At 59.8% G+C, this 15,403-nt stretch carries 17 protein-coding genes; 7 read left to right on the top strand and 10 right to left on the bottom strand.

Annotation, left to right across the window (positions count from 1 at the left end; all coding sequences use genetic code 11):
• Position 1: 1 nt before the first annotated feature.
• From ACR0JC_RS10540 to ACR0JC_RS10515, 6 genes are all read right to left on the bottom strand, one after another.
• Entirely contained in the window at positions 2 to 805 is an 804-nt protein-coding gene (locus ACR0JC_RS10540; RefSeq protein ID WP_315901682.1) for a ParA family protein, read from the bottom strand.
• The gene (gene rsmG, locus ACR0JC_RS10535; RefSeq protein WP_170342630.1) at positions 798 to 1,421 is read right to left on the bottom strand and encodes a 16S rRNA (guanine(527)-N(7))-methyltransferase RsmG; all 624 of its coding nucleotides are present in this window, start codon (positions 1,419 to 1,421) and stop codon (positions 798 to 800) included. The genes ACR0JC_RS10540 and rsmG overlap by 8 nt, the downstream gene beginning before the upstream one ends.
• Entirely contained in the window at positions 1,418 to 3,295 is a 1,878-nt protein-coding gene (gene mnmG, locus ACR0JC_RS10530; RefSeq protein WP_170342628.1) for a tRNA uridine-5-carboxymethylaminomethyl(34) synthesis enzyme MnmG, read from the bottom strand. Before mnmG ends, rsmG begins: the two co-directional genes overlap by 4 nt.
• 3 nt (positions 3,296 to 3,298) lie before the next feature.
• Positions 3,299 to 4,585 (bottom strand): tRNA uridine-5-carboxymethylaminomethyl(34) synthesis GTPase MnmE, encoded by a 1,287-nt coding sequence (gene mnmE, locus ACR0JC_RS10525; RefSeq protein ID WP_170342625.1) that lies wholly within the window; start codon positions 4,583 to 4,585, stop codon positions 3,299 to 3,301.
• Positions 4,586 to 4,616: 31 nt separating this feature from the next.
• On the bottom strand, positions 4,617 to 5,888 hold the full coding sequence (rho, locus tag ACR0JC_RS10520) for a transcription termination factor Rho (RefSeq protein ID WP_170342621.1): 1,272 nt from the start codon (positions 5,886 to 5,888) through the stop codon (positions 4,617 to 4,619).
• Between the two features lie 135 nt (positions 5,889 to 6,023).
• Positions 6,024 to 6,473 (bottom strand): CopD family protein, encoded by a 450-nt coding sequence (locus ACR0JC_RS10515; RefSeq protein ID WP_170342619.1) that lies wholly within the window; start codon positions 6,471 to 6,473, stop codon positions 6,024 to 6,026.
• Between the two features lie 403 nt (positions 6,474 to 6,876).
• On the opposite strand from ACR0JC_RS10515, the gene ACR0JC_RS10510 reads away from it, so the two are divergent.
• The 4 genes from ACR0JC_RS10510 to dnaQ are packed head-to-tail and all read left to right on the top strand — an operon-like array spanning position 6,877 to position 9,611.
• Complete coding sequence (locus ACR0JC_RS10510) at positions 6,877 to 7,476, top strand: Maf family protein (RefSeq protein ID WP_170342616.1); 600 nt, start codon at positions 6,877 to 6,879, stop codon at positions 7,474 to 7,476.
• Entirely contained in the window at positions 7,473 to 8,306 is an 834-nt protein-coding gene (locus tag ACR0JC_RS10505) for a shikimate dehydrogenase (RefSeq protein ID WP_170342615.1), read from the top strand. The genes ACR0JC_RS10510 and ACR0JC_RS10505 overlap by 4 nt, the downstream gene beginning before the upstream one ends.
• A complete protein-coding gene (coaE, locus tag ACR0JC_RS10500) occupies positions 8,303 to 8,896 on the top strand; it encodes a dephospho-CoA kinase (protein ID WP_170342612.1) in 594 nt (197 codons plus the stop codon). The genes ACR0JC_RS10505 and coaE overlap by 4 nt, the downstream gene beginning before the upstream one ends.
• Complete coding sequence (dnaQ, locus tag ACR0JC_RS10495; RefSeq protein WP_170342610.1) at positions 8,889 to 9,611, top strand: DNA polymerase III subunit epsilon; 723 nt, start codon at positions 8,889 to 8,891, stop codon at positions 9,609 to 9,611. The genes coaE and dnaQ overlap by 8 nt, the downstream gene beginning before the upstream one ends.
• A gap of 25 nt (positions 9,612 to 9,636) precedes the next feature.
• Here dnaQ and secB read toward each other — a convergent pair whose 3' ends face one another.
• Together secB and ACR0JC_RS10485 are read right to left on the bottom strand one after the other, a co-directional pair.
• Positions 9,637 to 10,137, bottom strand: coding sequence for a protein-export chaperone SecB (gene secB, locus ACR0JC_RS10490; protein ID WP_170342607.1), 501 nt, complete (start codon positions 10,135 to 10,137; stop codon positions 9,637 to 9,639).
• A 54-nt stretch (positions 10,138 to 10,191) separates the two neighbouring features.
• Complete coding sequence (locus ACR0JC_RS10485) at positions 10,192 to 10,686, bottom strand: FxsA family protein (protein ID WP_170342605.1); 495 nt, start codon at positions 10,684 to 10,686, stop codon at positions 10,192 to 10,194.
• 108 nt (positions 10,687 to 10,794) lie between these two features.
• Here ACR0JC_RS10485 and ACR0JC_RS10480 point away from each other — a divergent pair, with 108 nt between their 5' ends.
• Genes ACR0JC_RS10480 through ACR0JC_RS10470 form a run of 3 tightly spaced genes read left to right on the top strand, consistent with a single transcriptional unit; the run spans position 10,795 to position 13,078 of the window.
• Complete coding sequence (locus ACR0JC_RS10480; protein WP_170340666.1) at positions 10,795 to 11,454, top strand: Tim44/TimA family putative adaptor protein; 660 nt, start codon at positions 10,795 to 10,797, stop codon at positions 11,452 to 11,454.
• Positions 11,451 to 12,491 carry a murein transglycosylase A gene (mltA, locus tag ACR0JC_RS10475; RefSeq protein ID WP_480763909.1) on the top strand — a complete coding sequence of 347 codons (1,041 nt, stop codon included), beginning with the start codon at positions 11,451 to 11,453 and terminating at the stop codon, positions 12,489 to 12,491. Before ACR0JC_RS10480 ends, mltA begins: the two co-directional genes overlap by 4 nt.
• Entirely contained in the window at positions 12,491 to 13,078 is a 588-nt protein-coding gene (locus tag ACR0JC_RS10470; protein WP_170342600.1) for a Smr/MutS family protein, read from the top strand. The genes mltA and ACR0JC_RS10470 overlap by 1 nt, the downstream gene beginning before the upstream one ends.
• Here ACR0JC_RS10470 and ACR0JC_RS10465 read toward each other — a convergent pair.
• Together ACR0JC_RS10465 and ACR0JC_RS10460 are read right to left on the bottom strand one after the other, a co-directional pair.
• Positions 13,075 to 14,220 carry an MFS transporter gene (locus ACR0JC_RS10465; RefSeq protein ID WP_170370400.1) on the bottom strand — a complete coding sequence of 382 codons (1,146 nt, stop codon included), beginning with the start codon at positions 14,218 to 14,220 and terminating at the stop codon, positions 13,075 to 13,077. The genes ACR0JC_RS10470 and ACR0JC_RS10465 overlap by 4 nt on opposite strands.
• A 71-nt stretch (positions 14,221 to 14,291) precedes the next feature.
• Positions 14,292 to 15,389: an alpha/beta hydrolase gene (locus tag ACR0JC_RS10460; RefSeq protein WP_170342596.1), complete on the bottom strand. Its 1,098-nt coding sequence runs from the start codon at positions 15,387 to 15,389 to the stop codon at positions 14,292 to 14,294.
• Positions 15,390 to 15,403 lie beyond the last annotated feature (14 nt).

Genomic DNA, 15,403 nt, shown 5'->3' with positions numbered 1-15,403 from the left:
CTCAGGCAGCCACTTTTTTGTTCTTTTGCATGATTTCGCGTGCCAGATGCCGGTACGCCATCGCCCCCAGAGACCCCGAGTCATATTGAAGGACCGGAAGTGCAAATGACGGCGCTTCGCTGACCCGGACATTTCTGGGTATCTTGGTTTTAAATACCATCTCTCCCAGATTGTCACGCGCATCCTTTTCGACCTGCCGGGACAAGTTGTTGCGGTTGTCATACATGGTCAACACAATACCTTCGATTCTGAGGTCTGGATTCGCAGACTGGCGAACCTCTCGAATCGTCAGCATCAGTTGCGACAGGCCTTCCAGCGCAAAGAACTCGCTTTGCAACGGAACCAACACCGAGTGCGCCGCCACCATCGCGTTGACTGTCAGCAGATTGAGGGACGGCGGGCAGTCGATCAGAACGAAATCAAAACCGAACTTGTCGATCGCCGGTTGCCTGAGCGCGTCGTGCAGCAAGTAGCTGCGTTTTTCATTCGAGATCAGCTCAATATCGGCCGAGCTGAGGTCAACCGTGGCCGGAACGATACTGAGGTTTTCGATTTCGGTTTCCTGCACGACGGCCTCCAAGGGCGCCTCGTCCAGGATCAAATCATACGTGGTCCAATCACGATCCTCGACCCCAAGCCCGGTGGACGCATTTCCCTGCGGGTCCAGATCCACGACCAGAACCTTGCATCCTGCCTCGGCCAAACCCGCCGCCAGATTGATTGCTGTCGTAGTCTTGCCGACCCCACCCTTCTGATTGGCAACCGCCATGATACGAGGTCCTGCAGGGCGCGACAGATCAACCACGTGAGACTCCTTTGATCTTCAGGATGACAGCCTGGGGGTCAGTTAAACTATTAGCCGTCTCCGTGGTGAAATTCCATTCCCGTTGTGCCGCGTCGATTTCTTTTTTCCAGGTGGCGCCTTTGGGAAACACAGCCACTCCATCTTCCTTTAAATGCCTGTCACAGAATGACAATAAAGTCGTCAGGTCTGCGAGCGCCCTTGCGGACAGGACATCAGCGCCCAGGGGATCGATAGCCTCGATCCGCTTTGAAATTACCGAGCAGTTGGCCTTGGTTTCGCGGATGACGGTGCGCAAAAACGCCGATTTTCTCTGATCGCTCTCAACCAGGGTAAATTCCGTCTCAGGCGAAGCTTCAGAGGCCAGTATCGCGCAGACCAGCCCCGGAAGTCCTCCACCGCTTCCCAGATCGACCCAGTGATTCTTTGGTTCAACCAAGTGAAAGACCTGGATCGAGTCCTTTACGTGCCGCGACCAAACTTCTGGCAGAGTGCTGCGCGAAACCAAGTTAATCTTTGGATTCCACTTCCGCAGAAGATCGACAAAGACTGACAGCTTTTCGAATGTTTCACGTGAAACATTCAAGCCATCGGGCGAAGCGCACGAGTCGCCGTTCATGCCTTTTTTGCTCTCTGACTGCTTCTGAGTTTTGCCAGTACCAAGGTCAAAGCAGCAGGCGTAACACCCTCCACGCGACTCGCCTGGGCAATGTTCGCCGGTCGCGCGGCTGACAGCTTCTGCTTCAACTCATTCGAAAGACCTGTGAGCGAGGAATAGTCAAAATCCGCGGGTATGGCATGGGTTTCGTCGCGCTTCATGGCTTCGACGTCTCGTTGTTGCCGAGCTATGTAATTGGCGTACAGCGCGTCCCTTTCGATCTGCCGACGGGTGTCTTGGTCGACATCCTCCAGCTGCTGGATCAGCGGCACAAGGTCCTCGAAGCAAACGTTCGGAAACGCCAAGATTGCCATTCCGTCCCTGCGGTTACCATCCTGATTTACTTCGATGCCAGCTGTGCGGATTTCCTTGGGCGTAAAGGTCCGTTCGGTCAGTACTGACTTCACAGCACCCAGCCTTTCCATTTTGGTTTCAAAAGCCAGGCGACGGTGATCCGATATACACCCAATTTCCAGGCCTTTCGGCGTAAGGCGTTGATCCGCATTGTCCGCGCGCAAGGACAGACGGAATTCGGCGCGCGAGGTAAACATCCGATACGGTTCCGCTACACCCCGTGTGGTCAGATCGTCAATCATGACACCAATATAGCTATTGGCTCGAGTAAAATGAATCGCATCTCGCCCTTGAACTTCCAACGCGGCATTCAGGCCCGCGATCAGGCCCTGAGCAGCCGCCTCCTCATATCCTGTGGTTCCATTGATCTGCCCTGCAAGATATAGCCCCGGGATCTCCGGCAAGGCCAGGGACGCGCTCAACACACGCGGGTCCACATAGTCGTATTCAATGGCGTAGCCCGGCTGCAGGATTTCTGCCGACTCAAGGCCTTTGATGGATCGAACATACTCGACTTGGACATCCTGCGGCAGCGAAGTCGAAATCCCGTTTGGATACACCGTGTGATCATTGACGCCCTCAGGCTCCAGAAAAATCTGGTGAGAGTCCTTATCCGCAAACCGAACGATCTTGTCTTCGATCGAAGGGCAATATCGCGGCCCCACTCCCTCGATATGCCCCCCATACATCGCAGAGCGGCTCAGGTTCTTCTCGATGATTTCATGGGTTTGCGCGTTCGTGTGAGTGATGCCGCAAGATATCTGCGGCGCCACCGGTGTTTTGGACAAGAATGAGAACATGGTCGGATCATCATCACCGTCCTGCCGTTCCAATCCGTCCCAGTCGATCGTGCGCCCATCTAGGCGCGGAGGCGTCCCGGTTTTCAGCCGCGCCATCGGCAGGTCATAGCTATCCAACCGCTCAGCCAGTCGTACAGACGGCCTGTCGCCCATGCGGCCTCCGGGCCTCTGAACATCGCCGATATGGATCACGCCCCGCAGAAACGTTCCCGAGGTCAGAATAACCGCTTTCGCCGGAATTTCAGATCCGTCGGACAGAACCACCCCGGCAACGCGATGACCGTCCATTCGGAAATCTATGACTTCTCCGGTAATGACTTCGAGGTTCTTTCGCGCCTTTGTTTCCTGTTGCATTGCAGCCCGGTACAGCGCGCGGTCGGCCTGCGCGCGGGGCCCTTGAACGGCGGGCCCTTTACGGCGATTCAGAAGGCGGAACTGGATTCCCGCCCGGTCTGCAACCCGCCCCATAACGCCGTCCAGGGCGTCGATCTCACGAACCAAGTGGCCTTTTCCAAGTCCACCGATCGCCGGATTGCACGACATGACACCGATGTCGGTTTCCGAAAGTGTCACCAAAGCTGTCTGCGCACCCATCCGGGCCGCGGCATGGGCCGCCTCGGCCCCCGCATGCCCCGCTCCGATAACGACGACGTCAAACTCCGAATGTTTCACGTGAAACACTCCTCATTTACCCAAACAAAAGCTGGCGAATATTTCGTCCAGCAGATTTTCCACATCTACTCGGCCGACCAAAGACTCCAACGCGCGGATGGCGATCCGCAGCTCTTCTGCTGCAATATCGTACAGGTCCGGGCCGGAATCCAGAACTCTGAGTGCTTCGGACAGAGCGGCCGAGGATTTCAGCATTGCAACACGATGGCGTTCCCGGGTGGCAATACCAGAACTTGCGGTTCGCTCCCGCAAGACTACCGATATGTTGTGGATCAGGCGGTCTATTCCCTGACCTGTCTTCCCCGACACACCCTCGGTCCCATCTGAACGAAGGTCGGACTTCGGCAGAACCTGGATGTCGCCGGATTGCATACCGATTCCCAACGCTTCCGGGTCCTCGGTCAGAAAAACGCGAAGGTCGGCATTTTCCGCCCGCTTTCTGGCCAGAGCGATCCCAAGACCCTCTACGTGGTCCTCTGTTTCGCGCAACCCGGCCGTATCCAGCAACGTGACCGGCAAGCCTGCCAGGTCCATCCGCACCTCGATAATATCGCGGGTGGTGCCAGCATATTCCGAAGTAATTGCCGCCTCCCGGCCCGCAAGCGCATTCAGCAAGGTCGACTTGCCCGCGTTCGGTGGGCCGACAATAGCCACTTCAAAGCCGGTGCGAATCCGCTCGGCAATCCTCACGCCCTTCGCCTCCCGCTCCAGATCCGCCATGACAGCAGTCACAAGCGATCGGACTTCGGGTGACACATCCGTTGGCACGTCTTCATCGGCAAAATCAATGACGGCCTCCAGCAATGAGGCCGCCCGGATCAAATCCCGCCGCCACCGTTCCGCCAAGTCGCCCAATTCGCCGGCCAGGATGGTCTGAGCCTGCTTGCGCTGTGCATCGGTCTCTGCGTCGATCAGATCGGCCAAGCCTTCGACCTGGGCAAGGTCCATCTTCCCGTTTTCAAGAGCACGCCGGGTGAACTCGCCCGGCTCAGCCAGTCGCAGATCCGGCATTTCTGACAAGACGCGCAGAACCGCGTTGACCGAAGCCGTGCTGCCATGGATCTGCAACTCGGCCACATCCTCGCCGGTAAAGCTTGACGGACCGTGGAAGGTCAGGACCAGCCCGTCATCCAGGCGCGACCCGTCAGGTGCCCGCAACTCACGCAGGCACATGCCACGCAACGGCAAATCTCCACCTGACAGAACCTTGGCCGCTTGGTGCGACTGCGGTCCTGACAGGCGGATCACAGCGACCCCTGCCTTGCCTTGCGCGCTGGCCAAGGCGAATATCGTATCCATTCGAAGGCCTCGCGTCGGTTACAAGACCGTATCAGGTATTCATCGAGTCGAAGAACTCGGAATTGGTCTTGGTCTGTTTCAACTTGGACAACAGGAACTCGATCGCGTCGGTTGTGCCCATCGGGTTGAGGATACGGCGCAGAACGAAGGTTTTGGCCAGATCGCCCTTGTCGACCAGCAGGTCCTCTTTCCGGGTGCCGGACTTGAGGATGTCGATGGCCGGGAACACCCGCTTGTCTGCGATCTTGCGATCCAGAACGATCTCCGAGTTACCTGTGCCCTTGAATTCTTCAAAGATCACTTCGTCCATCCGGCTGCCAGTGTCGATCAGCGCGGTGGCGATGATGGTCAGCGAACCGCCCTCTTCAATGTTCCGGGCCGCACCGAAGAACCGCTTGGGCCGCTGCAGGGCGTTGGCGTCGACACCACCGGTCAGAACCTTGCCCGAAGACGGCACCACGGTGTTGAACGCTCTACCAAGTCTTGTGATCGAGTCCAGAAGAATAACAACATCTCGTTTGTGCTCGACCAGGCGCTTGGCTTTTTCGATCACCATCTCGGACACGGCGACGTGGCGGGTCGCCGGTTCATCAAAGGTCGAGGATACCACCTCGCCCTTCACCGAGCGCTGCATGTCCGTCACCTCTTCGGGGCGTTCGTCGATCAGCAGGACGATCAGGTAGCACTCCGGGTGGTTCCGCTCGATCGAGTGCGCGATGTTCTGCAGGATCACCGTTTTACCGGTCCGCGGCGGCGCCACGATCAGCGACCGCTGGCCCTTGCCGATCGGCGCGACCAGGTCGATCACACGAGCGGATTTGTCCTTGATGGTCGGATCTTCGATCTCCATCTTCAACCGCTCATCCGGATAGAGCGGCGTGAGGTTGTCGAACAGGATCTTGTGCTTGGCCTTTTCCGGATCTTCGAAGTTGATCTTGGTCACCTTCGTCAGCGCGAAATAGCGCTCATTCTCGTCCGGAGCCTTAATCTCACCCTCGACCGTGTCGCCGGTACGCAGCGAATGCTGGCGGATCATGTCGGGCGAGACATAGATGTCGTCCGGGCCGGGCAGATAGTTCGCCTCGGGCGAGCGCAGAAAGCCGAAGCCGTCCTGCAGCACCTCAAGCACGCCGTCGCCGCCCACGGTCCAGCCCTCGTCCGCGCGTTCGCGCAGGATCTGGAACATCATCTCGCCCTTGCGCATGGTCGAGGCGTTTTCGATCTCGAGTTCTTCGGCCATGGCCAGAAGGTCTTTGGGGCTTTTCGCCTTCAGATCGGACAGGTTCAGGGATTCGATTGTCATGATGATACGGACCTTGGCCGCAGAGGTGCGGCACAGCGTTGAATTTCAAACAGGAAGATGCGCCATCCGGACGGATGGGTTGACCCCTACATAAGGCCGGTCGCCGCCCGAGTCAAACCGGTGCGGAAATAGCCCTCAGAACTTCAGAATGACCGCCAGAACGATGATGACCATCAAAACGGTCGGAACCTCGTTCATCATGCGGTACTGGCGCCCTGTGAGCGTATTGCGGCCTTCGACGAAATCCTTGCGCCGGGCCATCAGCCAGTGATGGAACCAGGTCATGCCGATCACCGCAGCACCCTTGACCCAAGGCCAGGACCAGTCCCACCCGACGATGCCGGGCGTGAACACCATGATGAGGCCACAGACCCAGGCCACGATCATTGCCGGCCGCATGATCACGCGCAGCAGTTTTTCTTCCATTTCAAAGAAGATCTCGGGAGCGCCGTCTACCGCTTGTGCCTTTTCGACGTGATAGACGAACAGACGCGGGAGATAGAACAGCCCCGCCATCCACGAGATCACCGCCATGATGTGCAGCGATTTCACCCAAGGGTACAGTGTGAAGAGAAGATCGGTCATCGGGTTTCCCGGCACTGGTCGGACCCTCCCTAATAAAAAAAATAGAAAAGAGAAAGGATGATGGTTTTGTAGGGTGGGCAAAATCCGTGGATTATTGTTTTGTCCGCCAGTTTTCCCCAGGTGGATGAATAAATTCCAAAACTGGGTGATTCTGGTGATTTCATTTTTTACATAATAAAAACAAGCATTTAAACTATACATCGCGGACCTGTCTTGGGGATAACTCAAGGGACATCTTTTGATGAATAGGAAGTCCCAAGATCCCGAGTTATCCTTGTCCCGACCGGACAGTCTTTGAGCGACTCAGGGAAGTTTCAGGCCTAAATCGCGGGCTTGCGTGTCAACCGGAAAACCATACAAACCGTTCAAGACCAATGATCCACTTGCCCACGGGGTTTTCCACATGACTGTCCCCATCGTTCTTGCCTCGGGGTCCGAGATCCGCGCGCAGTTGCTGCGGAACGCCGGAGTGCCGTTTTCCGTCCAGGTCGCCCGCGTGGACGAGGATACCGCCAAACGCGCGCTTCTGGCCGAGGGCGCGCCGCCCCGCGACATCGCCGATGCACTGGCCGAGCTCAAGGCGCGCAAGATCAGCGACAAGACGCCCGGAGCGATGGTTCTGGGTTGTGACCAGGTTCTGGATTTCGACGGACGGCTTCTGTCGAAACCCGAAACGCCCGAAGACGCGCTGGCGCAGTTGAAGGCGATGCGCGGCAAGCGTCACATGCTGCTGTCGGCGGCGGTGATCTATCAGAATGGCGAACCGGTCTGGCGCCATGTCGGACAGGTGCGGTTGCGGATGCGCGCCAGTTCGGATGCCTATCTGAAGGGTTATGTCGCGCGCAACTGGGACAGCATTCGCCACGCGGTCGGGGCCTACAAGCTGGAAGAAGAAGGCGTGCGCCTGTTCTCCAGCATTGACGGCGACTATTTTAACGTCTTGGGTATGCCCCTGCTGGAGCTGCTCAGTTTTCTTGCGGTCCGAGGGGTGATCGAACAATGACCGACAACCGCATTCCACTGGCCGGAGTGATCGGACACCCGATTGCCCATTCCCGATCGCCCGCGCTGCATGGCTATTGGCTGAAGACCTATGGTTTGCCGGGCCATTATGTGCCGATGGATGTTGCGCCCGCAGATCTTGAAACGGTCCTGCGCAGCTTGCCCAAGGCCGGGTTCGTCGGGACCAATGTCACCGTTCCGCACAAAGAGGCCGCGTTGCGCCTGGCCGATCACGTGTCGGACCGCGCCTCGGTGATCGGGGCGGCGAATACGCTGGTGTTCCGGGCCGATGGCTCGATCCACGCGGACAATACCGACGGGTACGGGTTCATGCAGAACCTTCGCGCGGGCGCGCCGGATTGGGTGCCGCAGGATGGTCCGGCTGTGGTATTCGGCGCGGGCGGTGCTGCGCGGGCGGTGCTGCAGGCGCTGGCCGAGGCCGGCGTACCCGAGATTCTGCTGACCAACCGCACGCGGTCGCGCGCCGATCACCTGAAAGAGGAATTCGGCCAGCGCATCTCCGTAGTCGACTGGGTCCAGGCCGGAAACGTGATCGAAAACGCCGAACTGGTGGTGAACACCACGTCGCTGGGTATGCAGGGTCAGCCCGAGCTGCGCGTCCCGCTGGACGGGTTGCAGCCGGGAACGGTGGTGACTGATCTGGTCTACACGCCGATGAAAACCCGCCTTCTGGAACAGGCCGAGGCTGCCGGCTGTACGGTCGTCGATGGGCTGGGCATGTTGCTGCACCAGGCGGTCCCGGGGTTCGAGCGGTGGTTCGGCCTGCGCCCCGAGGTTACGGAAGAAACCCGCGCAGCGGTTCTGGCATGAGCTTTGCGCTGGGTCTGACCGGGTCGATCGGCATGGGCAAAAGCACCACCGCCGACCTGTTCGCGCAGGAAGGTTGCGCCGTGTGGGATGCCGACGCCGCGGTGCATCGGCTGTATGCGGAAGGCGGTGCGGCGGTCGCGCCGATCCGCGCGGCATTTCCCGACGCGATCGAGGATGGGGCCGTCAGCCGTGACGCGCTGAAACGGATCATCGGCGCCGATCCGACCGCCTTGAAACGGATCGAAGCCATCGTGCACCCGCTTGTGGCCCGAGATCGCGAGGCGTTTCGACAGGCAGCCAAGTCGGACATCCTTGTCTTTGACATCCCGCTGCTTTTCGAAACCGGCGGTGACGCGCTGATGGATGCGGTGGCCTGCGTTTCGATCCCCCCGGACGAGCAGAAGCGCCGTGTCATGGCACGGGGCACGATGACCGAGGCGCAGTTCGAGCAGATCCGCGCCAAGCAGATGCCGAATGACGAAAAATGCGCGCGGGCGGATTTCGTGATCGTCACCGACACTCTGGACCATGCCCGCGCACAGGTGCAGGATGTGGTCAGGCAGATCAGGGCAGGACTGACAGATGCGTGAAATCGTACTGGATACGGAAACCACCGGATTCGATCCCGAAAGCGGCGACCGGATCGTCGAGATCGGGGCTATCGAGCTGTGGAACCACGTCGCCACGGGCGAGACCTATCACGTCTACATCAACCCCGAACGCTCGATGCCGGCCGAGGCCTTCGGCGTGCACGGCATCGGCCCTGACCTGCTGGAGCCGCCGCAACCTGCCGAACCGGGCCAGATCACCCTGAAGGACAAACCTGTCTTTGCGAAGGTCGGGCAGGCCTTCCGCGATTTCGTGGGGGATGCACGGCTGGTGATCCACAACGCTTCATTCGACATGAAGTTCCTCAATGCCGAGTTGGGATGGATGGGCCTGCCCCCGATTCCGATGGAGCAGGCGCTGGACACGCTGGCGATCGCGCGCAAGCGGTTTCCCGGCTCGCCCGCCTCGCTGGATGCGCTGTGCCGGCGGTTCAACATCGACAATTCGAACCGGGTTCTGCACGGTGCGTTGCTCGACTCGGAAATCCTGGCAGAAGTCTATCTGGAGCTGATCGGCGGGCGCCAACCCGATTTCGGCCTGTCCTCGGCGTCTGCCGAAAGTTCAACCGGTGGCGACATCTGGCGCCCCGGTCCTCGGCCCAACCCACTGCAGCCCCGGATTACCGAGGATGAGCGTGCTGCGCATGATGCATTTGTCGAAAAGCTGGGCGAAAACGCCCTGTGGTCCCGCACCTGACCTGGGTCAGATGCGGGTTGCCTAGTCACGCTTCGGTTTTGTCGGACGCTTCGGCCTGACGGCGCATCAACTCGTTGCGGTACAGGCCGACGAAATCGATGTTGTCGAGGTTGACCGGCGGGTAGCCACCGTCGCGGGTGATGTCGCTGACGATGCGGCGCAGGTACGGGAACAGCATCCGCGGACATTCGATCATCAGGAACGGGTGCAACTGATCATTCGGCACACCTTCTACGTGGAACAGGCCGCAATAATCGATCTCGCACAGGAACAGGATGTCCTCCAGACCCTTGGCCTTGGACTTGAGGTTCAGCTTGATCGACACCTCGTATTGGTGGTCGGCCGAGCGCTTTTTCGCATCCAGGTTCACCTGGACCGAGATCTCGGGCTGCACGTCGCCCGAGACGCCTTTTTGCGCCATCACGTTTTCAAAGGACATGTCCCGGATGAACTGTCCCAGAATGCGCATCTGGATTTGGGGGGCTGCCTGAGGCTCGGTTGTGCCGGCGGCGGTTTCTTCGGTCATGGATCCGCTCCAAAATTTAAATTCGCCACTGCTTATCAAGTTGGGCCGGGCACCTCAATGCTGGTGCGGCCCTTCCACCCATTTCGATGGTTGCGCGGGTTTTGTGCGCACTTCCGAATACTCTCCATCTATGATGTCATCCCCACCGAACGGATCGCGCGCCGCCCCGTCTTGCGGGCTGGGGCCCATCTGGAACTGGGTAATCGTGACCCGCGACTTGAGATACCGAAAAACCGCGGCCCGCACCCCGGGAACCAGCAGCGCAAAGCCGATTGCGTCGGTGAAGAACCCGGGTGTCATCAGCAGAACACCCGACAGCAGGATCATCGCACCATTGGCCAGCGGTTCGGTCGGGTCGTCCAGTTCGGAAAAGGCGCGCTGTAGCTGACCCATCGCCATGCGACCTTGTGTCCGCACCATCGCAGTACCCAGAAAGGCGGTCAAAACCACGATTGCCAGCGTCGGCCACAGGCCGATCAGACCGCCGACCTGGATAAAAAGGGCGATTTCGATGATCGGCACCAATAAAAATGCCAAGAACAGATACATATGCGCTATCCTTTCCCATAGGCCGGGCTGTGGACTTGCCACCAACTGTCACCTACATAGTGACACGAGGCCGCGTGTACAAAGTCTCGGTGCTGAAAAGAGGACGAAATGAACTCACCCCTGATCCAGCTTCTGGTGCTGGCTGGCATAGCCATCTTCCTGATCCTGCGTCTCAGAAGCGTGCTGGGCACGCGCGAAGGCTTTGAAAAACCACCGGTGCCGCAGCAACCCGACACCGGGAAGTCGCGTCGTGATTTCGAAGTGATCGACGGCGGTCCGGATCGTGACATTACCGACCATGTTCCCGAAGACAGCGAATTGGCGCAGACGCTGGCTGCGATGAAGCGTGTCGAGCCGAGCTTTTCGGTCAGCGAGTTTCTGCAGGGCGCCCGTGGCGCCTATGAGCTGATCGTCATGGGGTTCGAGCGGGGCAACCTGGATGAAATCCAACCCTTCCTGTCCGAGGAAGTTTTCGAAACCTTCGTGTCGGTTGTCGCCGATCGCGAAGACAAGGGCCTGACGATCGAGGCCGAGTTCATCGGTGTCCGTGAGATGGGCCTGGTGGATGCACAATTCGACAAGGATTCCAACCGCGCCGAGATCACCGTGCGGTTCGTCGGCGAGCTGACGTCGGTCGTGCGTGACCGGGGCGGTGACATCATCGAAGGCAGCCCCAACACGATCAAGCGCCAAAAGGACAGCTGGACCTTTGCTCGCGTCATGGGCGCGGATGATCCGAACTGGCTGCTTGTCGCCACGGACGCATGATCGGAACGCTCCGGTCGCTAATGCTGGTGGCGGTTCTGACCGCCGCCAATGCCGCCGGAGCTGAGGCGACGCGATCCATCCTGTCATTTGCTGACCTTGATGGCTGGGCCGAGGATGACCACGGCGCGGCTTTGTCCGTTTTTCTGGACACTTGCGGGGATCTGGACGATCCGGACTGGCGTTCGTTGTGTGCAGCCGCACGGACATACGAGCCCGATGCCGCGCGCGCCTTTTTCGAACTGTTCTTCCGGCCCATCCTGATCGAGGATGAAAAGGCCCCGCTGTTCACCGGATATTTTGAACCGGAATTGAACGGCTCGCGGATGCGGACTGAAACCTACAGATACCCGGTCTACAAGATGCCGCCCGAGGCGCGGGCGGCCGGGCAATGGCTCAGCCGGCGCGAACTGCTGACCAGTGACGTGATGAAGGGCCGGGGCTTGGAAATCGCCTGGGTCGATGACCCGGTCGAGTTGTTCTTTCTACAGATTCAAGGCTCGGGGCGCATCCGTTTGCCGGATGGCAGTTCGGTGCGTGTCGGATATGGCGGGGCCAACGGCCACCCCTATAGGTCGGTTGGGGTTGAGCTGGTCCGGCGCGGTATTCTGGGTGCGCATGATGTGAGCGCCCGAATGATCCAGTCCTGGGTGCGCAAGAACCCCGAGATTGGGGCCGAGCTGTTGATGCACAACCCGTCCTACGTCTTTTTCCGCGAGGTGTCGCGGGTGGCTGCAGACCGCGGTCCTTTGGGCGCAATGAACCGGTCGATCACCGCAATGCGCAGCATCGCCGTGGACCCGGCCTATACCCCGTTGGGTGCGCCGGTCTGGGTCGAAAAAGACGGCAAGACTCCGCTGCGGCGCTTGATGATCGCACAGGACACCGGCTCGGCAATCAAGGGCGCACAACGGGCCGACATCTTTTTCGGAACCGGGGACGCCGCAGGACAGGCAGCAGGCCGGCTCAAGGATCCCGGTCGCATGATCGTTCTGCTGCCGATCCAACGCGCTTATGCCATGCTGCCGGATGAGTTCTGATGACCCGCCGCAAGCTGACTGAAAACGAGATTGAATTGTGGCACAAGGTGACCCGGCAGACCGAGCGGCTGCACCCGGAGATTCCCCAATCCGTTCACCCATCGACATTGCCGAAACCCAAGCCGCGAAAAACCCCAAAAGCGCGGATAGACGCCTTTGAACTGGGTCAGAATGCACCGACAAATGGGCGCGGCCACAGCTTGAAGCCCGCAATCGGCGATAGCCTGCGTGCCGCTCCCGTACAGATGGACAGCAAGGCCTTTGCGCGGATGAAACGCGGCAAGCTGAAGCCCGAAGGTAAGCTGGATCTGCACGGAATGCGGGTCGACACGGCCCATCCTGCTTTGATCCGGTTCATCCTGTCGGCGCAGGCATCGGGAAAACGACTGGTTCTGGTGGTCACCGGCAAAGGCAAGGACAGAGACGAACCGGGCCCGATCCCGACGCCCCGCGGCGTGCTGCGCAACCAGGTGCCTCAGTGGTTGAACTTGCCGCCCTTGGCCCAAGCGGTTCTTCAGGTCAGTCCGGCCCATATCAGTCATGGCGGTGATGGGGCTTACTACGTGTATCTGAGGCGGATCCGCTAAAGCAGCCGCCGGGCTCTGTGAACACCGATCCAGACTATGCCGCAAGTTGCCACGAAGAACCAGGCGATCCACAGGAACTGCGCGCTGAGCGGCACGCCCAGATCGATCAACCCGCCAGTCAGACCGGGCCCGACAGCAGACCCCAGCACCATGACGGCGGCAGCCATCGCCTTGATCGCGCCGATGTGACGGGTGCCGTAGAACTCGGCCCAGAACGCGGCGGGCAGCGTGCTGTTGGCGCCGACCGAAATGGCAAGACAGGACAAACCGACTACGGCGCCGGGGATTGTCTGGACAAAGGCAAACAGGGCAAACCCAGCAGCCATCGGAAGCTGATAGAACGGCATCATCCGCGCCGTGCCCCATCTGTCCAGCGCCCAGCCCGAGGCGAACATCGCCAGGATCGACACCCCGGTATAGACCGGAAACAACGCAACCAGTTGGATATGGGCCCAGCCCTTGGTCTGCGCCAGATGGACCTGGTGAAAGAAGAACGCGGTAATGAATGCCGAAGGCCCCATGAGCGCAGGCATCATGAACCAGAAAAGCGGGTTCAACAACGTTTCGCGCCGGGTCCAGTGCCGCCCAAGCATCCCGGTCGCGCTGGTTTCCCGGGCCAGGCTTTGCGGTGTCCGTTCTTGACGCAGCATCCGCATTAACGCCGGTATTCCCAACAACGCGATGGCGGCGGAGAGCGCCCAAAGAAAATGCCAGTCGACAAAGGCCATGGCGGCGACGAACAGCACGGGCAGCAGGGCCTCACCGACGGCAAATCCTAGCGTTGCGATGGAGAGTGCCCTGCCCCGCGTGGCAGTGAACCACCGGGCCATCGCAACCATGGCAATGTGGCTGCACATGCCCTGGCCGAACAGACGCAGCAGAAAGATCACCACGGGCAACAGGATCACCCACTGATTGACCGCCATCGCCAGCGCGGCACACGCAAGCCCAAGCAGGACAGCCGGGCCCAGCACTCGGACACGATAGATATCGGTCAGCCCTCCGGCCCAGATCATGACAATCGCGGAAACAGTCGTGCCCAATGAATAAAGACCGCCCCATGCGCCGTGGCTGAGGCCGAACTCAGCCCGGATCTGCCCGGCGAAGATCGAAATGAAAAAAGTCTGCCCGAAACTGGACATGAAGGTCAGCAAGACCCCCGCGCCCAACCACGGAGCATTGTCCGCAAGGAATAGGCGGACCCCTCGCCCTATCACGGAGTGCTGACCCGCACCTGCCCGGTTTCGGTCAGAACAACCTCGGTCGCGCCGGCATCGTTTCGCACGGCCGGCGGCACCAGAAGATCAATGCCGCCTTGATCCCGGCCAAACGTCCTGCTGACCCGGCCCGCCGCGTTGAGAATCGACAGAAGTGCCGGAGATGTGGCGGCCACGAAATGCGAGGATTCCGCATCTTTGTTGAAGGCCGTGGTGTCGATAATGCTGACCGGGTACTGCGCCAGCTTCTCGGTCGAGCTGATGTTGCCCAGCCGCTCGCCTTTGGCAGTTCCGCGCAGGCGTCCGGACACGTTCAAGATCTTGTCTTTCCGCGAGACCATGATCACGAATGGCTCGGGCGGAGACTTGATCACCGCCATTTGCGACCGGAACACGTCAACGTCGAGATCGGGCGAGATCAGCAACACACCTTCCAGATTGCGCCGCGACCAGCCTGGCTCGCGCAGCTCGGCCTGGCGCATCATCTCCATGGTCAGCGCGCCTCCCATCGAGTGCGCAACGATCAGCACGCGCGGGACGCCCAGGGATTTCAGCGTAGATATGGTTTGTTGCAGCCCGTCGCGGGCAAACAGCATACTGTCCAGATCATAGGCATAGCCCGACCCGGCCCCTCGGCTGGGCCAGGAATAGACCAACGTCTTGCCGGGCAGGCCGATGTCGTGAGCCAACTGAGCCGCGCGAAAAACGGTTTCGGTCTGGGTGGCGTTGTAGCCATGAACAAATATCGTGACTTCCTTGGCGCCGTTCAGCCGTGCTTTCAGATCCTGCTCGGACGGAAATTCGCGCACACCGGCCAAAACGAACTGCCGGCTCGGGTTAGGGTCCGAATAGGAAAACTCAAGCGTCCCGGGGCGGTGGTTCGGCGGGATCGAGACGGTGGTTTCGAGGAATTGCAGGCGGTCAGCGCGACGATACCCGTATGAGCCATCGGCCTCGCGTGCGCGGGTGGTGGCCGCGAACACGGTCTGCGCCGTTCCGACGTCCAACGCTTCGGGCAAGGTGACCGAGATGGATCGATCAACGCAGCCTCCCAAAACGGAAACCGTGACGAAAATGATCAGATAGCGCAGCACGGATCGATCCCAGA

Source organism: Ruegeria sp. CH5 (assembly GCF_056537025.1).
The sequence above is the reverse complement of the archived record's forward strand: the minus strand, read 5'-3'. Positions and strand labels throughout refer to the sequence as shown.

Excerpts from the sequence above, each read along its gene's own strand:
- rsmG (WP_170342630.1), bottom strand. The coding sequence starts at position 1,421 with ATGAACGGCGACTCGTGCGCTTCGCCCGATGGCTTGAATGTTTCACGT.
- mnmE (WP_170342625.1), bottom strand. The coding sequence starts at position 4,585 with ATGGATACGATATTCGCCTTGGCCAGCGCGCAAGGCAAGGCAGGGGTC.
- rho (WP_170342621.1), bottom strand. The coding sequence starts at position 5,888 with ATGACAATCGAATCCCTGAACCTGTCCGATCTGAAGGCGAAAAGCCCC.
- ACR0JC_RS10515 (WP_170342619.1), bottom strand. The coding sequence starts at position 6,473 with ATGACCGATCTTCTCTTCACACTGTACCCTTGGGTGAAATCGCTGCAC.
- ACR0JC_RS10510 (WP_170342616.1), top strand. The coding sequence starts at position 6,877 with ATGACTGTCCCCATCGTTCTTGCCTCGGGGTCCGAGATCCGCGCGCAG.
- ACR0JC_RS10505 (WP_170342615.1), top strand. The coding sequence starts at position 7,473 with ATGACCGACAACCGCATTCCACTGGCCGGAGTGATCGGACACCCGATT.
- coaE (WP_170342612.1), top strand. The coding sequence starts at position 8,303 with ATGAGCTTTGCGCTGGGTCTGACCGGGTCGATCGGCATGGGCAAAAGC.
- dnaQ (WP_170342610.1), top strand. The coding sequence starts at position 8,889 with ATGCGTGAAATCGTACTGGATACGGAAACCACCGGATTCGATCCCGAA.
- secB (WP_170342607.1), bottom strand. The coding sequence starts at position 10,137 with ATGACCGAAGAAACCGCCGCCGGCACAACCGAGCCTCAGGCAGCCCCC.
- ACR0JC_RS10485 (WP_170342605.1), bottom strand. The coding sequence starts at position 10,686 with ATGTATCTGTTCTTGGCATTTTTATTGGTGCCGATCATCGAAATCGCC.
- ACR0JC_RS10480 (WP_170340666.1), top strand. The coding sequence starts at position 10,795 with ATGAACTCACCCCTGATCCAGCTTCTGGTGCTGGCTGGCATAGCCATC.
- mltA (WP_480763909.1), top strand. The coding sequence starts at position 11,451 with ATGATCGGAACGCTCCGGTCGCTAATGCTGGTGGCGGTTCTGACCGCC.
- ACR0JC_RS10470 (WP_170342600.1), top strand. The coding sequence starts at position 12,491 with ATGACCCGCCGCAAGCTGACTGAAAACGAGATTGAATTGTGGCACAAG.
- ACR0JC_RS10465 (WP_170370400.1), bottom strand. The coding sequence starts at position 14,220 with ATGTCCAGTTTCGGGCAGACTTTTTTCATTTCGATCTTCGCCGGGCAG.